General features: G+C 38.9%; 5 protein-coding genes. 2 read left to right on the top strand and 3 right to left on the bottom strand.

What is annotated here, in order from left to right:
• Nucleotides 1-318: 318 nt before the first annotated feature.
• The 3 genes from AC1DND_RS24430 to AC1DND_RS24420 all read right to left on the bottom strand — a co-directional run bounded on the left by AC1DND_RS24430 (nucleotide 319) and on the right by AC1DND_RS24420 (nucleotide 3,114).
• Nucleotides 319-1,497: a FecR family protein gene (locus AC1DND_RS24430; RefSeq protein ID WP_477585158.1), complete on the bottom strand. Its 1,179-nt coding sequence runs from the start codon at nucleotides 1,495-1,497 to the stop codon at nucleotides 319-321.
• Nucleotides 1,498-1,565: 68 nt separating this feature from the next.
• Nucleotides 1,566-2,162, bottom strand: coding sequence for an RNA polymerase sigma factor (locus AC1DND_RS24425; RefSeq protein WP_477585157.1), 597 nt, complete (start codon nucleotides 2,160-2,162; stop codon nucleotides 1,566-1,568).
• Nucleotides 2,163-2,463: 301 nt separating this feature from the next.
• A complete protein-coding gene (locus tag AC1DND_RS24420; RefSeq protein WP_477585156.1) occupies nucleotides 2,464-3,114 on the bottom strand; it encodes a LytS family sensor histidine kinase in 651 nt (216 codons plus the stop codon).
• A 14-nt stretch (nucleotides 3,115-3,128) separates the two neighbouring features.
• On the opposite strand from AC1DND_RS24420, the gene AC1DND_RS24415 reads away from it, so the two are divergent.
• Both AC1DND_RS24415 and AC1DND_RS24410 read left to right on the top strand, forming a co-directional pair.
• The gene (locus AC1DND_RS24415) at nucleotides 3,129-3,395 is read left to right on the top strand and encodes a hypothetical protein (RefSeq protein WP_477585155.1); all 267 of its coding nucleotides are present in this window, start codon (nucleotides 3,129-3,131) and stop codon (nucleotides 3,393-3,395) included.
• 419 nt (nucleotides 3,396-3,814) lie between these two features.
• On the top strand, nucleotides 3,815-4,341 hold a 527-nt coding region (locus AC1DND_RS24410; RefSeq protein ID WP_477585154.1), incomplete at its 3' end, for a YoaK family protein.

Raw genomic sequence — 4,341 nt, 5'->3', positions numbered from 1 at the left:
GCATTAAGCTAGCAATTAATATAACGGTGGTTAATCGCATCATGAGCCATATTTTAGCGGTATGCCATCTGGGCATACCAATTTCATTAGTATATTTTTTATACATTTGTTCGTTTGGTTAGGTAGCGAGCCTGCTGCTTCGAAACTTTGGGCTACTACGATTCAATAGTTGATTTAATTATTAACGATGCCAAACATCGACCATCTCCCGATCACCATCGGGATTTGGTTTTTACAGCCTCAGCTTTTCTGTCGTATTTTTTTTTCCATCTTTTAATGTTTAGGTTAGTGGTTCGTTGATTTTTAATAAAAATATATTTACTTACTTACGTATACTTTTTTCCCATCAATTCTAAAATGAACTTTACCTGTTTGTTCCATTAGCTTTAAGATTGTTGCAAGACTTCTTGACCTTGAAGAAAATCCACCGAGTTTAAAGCTATTGGGCGCATCATCTTCATAAATCACATCCACATTGTACCATCTGGCAATTTTTCGCATATTGGTCTTGAAATCATCGTCTTTAAAAAGAAATTCATTGTTTTTCCATGCAACAATTTCTTCTGTATCCACTTCTTTTATGGTTATTTTATTGCCTGTTAAGGTAGATTGTTGATTTGGTTGAAGTATTTCTGAATGGGAGTTGCTATTTACTTTTACGCTCCCTTCTAACAAAGTTGTTTTAACAGAAGGTTCATCAGTATAGGCATTAACATTAAAATGGGTACCTAGTACTTCAATTTGCTGGTTGGCAGTAGTTACAATAAAGGGATGGGTTTTATCTTTAAAAACTTCAAAATATCCTTCACCAGTAATAGAAACTTCTCTTTTGTTCATTTTCGCAAAGCTGGTAGGGTATTTAAGCATAGTAGCTGCATTTAAAAATACAAGTGTGCCATCAGGCAGGCGAACACTAATCTGTTCACCTCTAGTCGTTGTAAGTGTATTGTAGTGTATCCCATCAGATTTTTGGTCTAATACTTCATATACAATTTGGCCGTCTTTGGTTTTAGATATTTTTACACCAGATTGATTAGCTATATTTCCTGATAGCGCATCATTAATTAGAATTTTTTTTCCGTTTGCCAATGTAAGTGTGGCGCCTTCTTTGCCCGGGGCAACATCGTTAACATGCGCAGTAGGATTTTTTGGTTTAGTTTGTTGATTTAACACATATAATAATCCAATGCTAAAAATTATGATAAAAACAGCAGCTACAATAGCGATACGGGGCCAAAGTTTAATTGACTTTTTAGGCTCGTTGTACTCCCGGATTCGATGAATTAGTTTATCTCTTACTTCAGCAACAGCATCAAGATGTTGGTTAGTTTCTCCAGTCTTCTTATCTGAATTAAAATAACTGGCAATTGACTGTTTCAGCAACGCCTCATTTTTATCGATTTCAAAGTAGTCGAGTAATTCATTTATTTCAGAAAGTGTACACTCCTGATTGAGGTACTTGCGAAATAATTGTTCTATATCTTCTTGAGTTTTCAATCCTGTCCTTTTTAATCAATACGCTGAAGAAAAGAAATAGGTCTGCTCGAAAATGAAATATTTTATAATTATTTTAATAAAGTGGCAGTAATGAAAGAAAGGACCACTAAGTCTGGGTTCTTAAGCAAATAATCTCTCACCACCTTATTGCCTTTTACAATGTGATCCTTGACTGTTGAGGTAGAAATGGAAAGGAGACTGGCCACCTGATCATAGCTTTTCCCTTCTAGCTTACAGAGCATAAAGATTTGCTTTCGCTGAGGCGGCAACAGATCAATTGCCTGCTGGATTAACTTCATACTCTCCTTACTGTGAATTGCCTCTTCGGCATGTGTATAGTAATCAACTGCATTCTGCAAAACAGTCTGAGCATATTTTCGATCCTTTGCCAGCTTCCGAAAATGGTCGTAAACAAGGTTTACCGCAATGGTAAATAAAAATGATCTGAATGGTTTTTTAACATCAACATTTTTTCGCTGAATCCAAATTTTGAAGAAAGCATCTTGAAGCAGTTCCTTTGCAGTTTCTTCATCATTGACCATATGATTAATCTTGGCAAACAACTGCTTGCTATAGGAATTGTAAAGTGTAGTAAAAGCATATTGATCCCCCTCGGCCATTTTAGTCAATATTTCACTTTCATCGGGAAGGGAATTAGATGCCATTCGTAATAATTATCACTCTTAAATTTACAAAATTTAAGCCTCAATGATAAATAAAATATCTCAAAGTTTCAGCAATGGCGTTTTATAATGGCATATGGTAATACATCAGTTTTCTGAGGCCAAAAATTCACCGGAAATTTTCTTGTCTTCTTATGATCAGTAAGCCAGTTCCAGAAAAAAACGGGAAAACTTACACTACAAATACGGGAAATTTCCCCTAGTCTGCCTGCCGGTAATCCGATACATTTGATCCATACATCTAGTTAAAATAATTGTTATGGAAAACAATCGCATGGAACTTTTATGCCATCGACTGAAGCGAAATCTTTAGTTCGGTTTCAAAATTAGCCCCGTTCATTCCATATTCAAAACTGTATCTGCCCGGATATGCCGGTGCTAGTCTGGCGCTGATATTGCTCAGGCCGGTGTTAAAGAGCAGGTGCGGATTGATCTGGGAACGCAGAAAGTCTTTTTCGGCTGTAATCAGCTGGAGCCTGAGCCGTTCGATCTCGAGCGCTTTCTGCATCTCCATATCTTTTTTCTTCAGGTAGTTTTTAAGGAAGAAAAAGCCGGTACCGTACATGATAAAAAATGTTGCCCTCCAGATGGTGACACCGATATAGCGTATGTTGAATACGAGTGCTGTCGCTCTTTGTCCCAGGCCTGTCAGCAGCAGATTGATCAGTGATGCTGCCCCAAGATAGAGCAGGATTTCAGATAACAACCCATGGCTGAACCTCACTTTTCGATAACTGGTGCTGCTGTACAATATCGGCATGATCCATAAGGAGTGAAAATAGAACATACCGATATTAAGTACATAGAAAAAGAAATAGTGCAGCGGATTGCTGAATTTTCCAGTCATCGCCCAGGCAAGGACAACTTCCATGAAAATGTAAATGCTCCAGCAAAACGCATGGATACGCAGCTCTTTTTTGCTTAGTTTTTTCATCTGATATAGTGGTTATGGCATTTGCTGGTGGTAGTGTTTTGTGCGGTGATAGCCTTTATGTATCCCGAAGTAGAAAGCATCTCGGCGTGATGTATAGCTATCCCAATCAGATCCTTCTTGGCAGGGATGAATTCCATGTCTTCTTTGAAAGGACGGCAGACCTTGAGTTCGATACTGTCTATGGGGCTTTTGATAATCAGGAGATAAAGGGGAATGCCATGCAGATCTTCCGTAATTCGATGCTGAATTACCAAAGATGCTACGGGCTGGAGGGCAATTAAGGTAAAAGGAATTGTTTTGCGCAAAAAAAAGCGGCAAAGTAATTTGTCGCTTTCCAGGAGTTAATTGCTGTTCAGAAAATTTGATCAGTAGCAGACGGTTTTCAATCTTTGCAAAGCTATCGGAAATGTATGCTCCCCTTCATGGTAAGAAATCATCTTGAATACTGATATTTATCAGATTCATTCGACTGGATTTATTTGGAACTTTGGGCGACAGTTTTATGGCCTTGCTTTAAATTGCTTTCCTGTCCTAGAAGGTTTTGCCATTTATGATTTTAAACCGGCCATATCACTTCTCTTTAGGGGCATATCATGGAGCGTAATTTATTTGGGCGCGATCAGATTTCATTATAATGCTTAGACACTTAGGACCAAAAAGGACATATGGGCATAATCTCAGATTGGCAAGCCTGTTAGGCATGACTGCTGGTTTTGTCAATGCTGAAGGCTATCTTGGATTTAGCATTCTTACCACAAACGTAACAGGACATGCTGCACTTTTTGCTGAAAGGATAGCCTTTCAGGATTGGGACACAGCGCGGGTTATCGCCCTATGGATGATGCTTTTTCTTGGTGGTGCATTTATTTCAGGTCTGATCTTGTCCTTTACAGGTCATAACCAACGTTACTCTTACTCAATTCCCATTCTCATCGAGATCGGTGTATTGCTGTTTTCAGCATTTTTCGGGGGAAGCTACAATGGAACGCTTCTCTCAAAGGAGTTGTTTGCCGGAAGTCTTCTTTTTGCCATGGGGATGCAGAATTCACTGGTGTCCATGGTGTCCGGCTCTGTCGTAAGGACTACCCATCTGACGGGTACTTTTACGGATCTGGGGATAGAACTGGCACAGGTACTGCGTAATGAAGGTCTGGAATGCAAGACTGTAAAATCGAAGATCAGGCTTCGGCTTGCTATTATTTTTTTCTTCATGGCAGGGGCAATTGC

Source organism: Pedobacter sp. 01N416, from assembly GCF_056399685.1.
This window is presented reverse-complemented; position numbering and strand designations above follow the sequence as displayed.

Coding starts and splice junctions, on each gene's coding strand:
- AC1DND_RS24425 (WP_477585157.1), bottom strand. CDS start 2,162: ATGGCATCTAATTCCCTTCCCGATGAAAGTGAAATATTGACTAAAATG.
- AC1DND_RS24420 (WP_477585156.1), bottom strand. CDS start 3,114: ATGAAAAAACTAAGCAAAAAAGAGCTGCGTATCCATGCGTTTTGCTGG.
- AC1DND_RS24415 (WP_477585155.1), top strand. CDS start 3,129: ATGGCATTTGCTGGTGGTAGTGTTTTGTGCGGTGATAGCCTTTATGTA.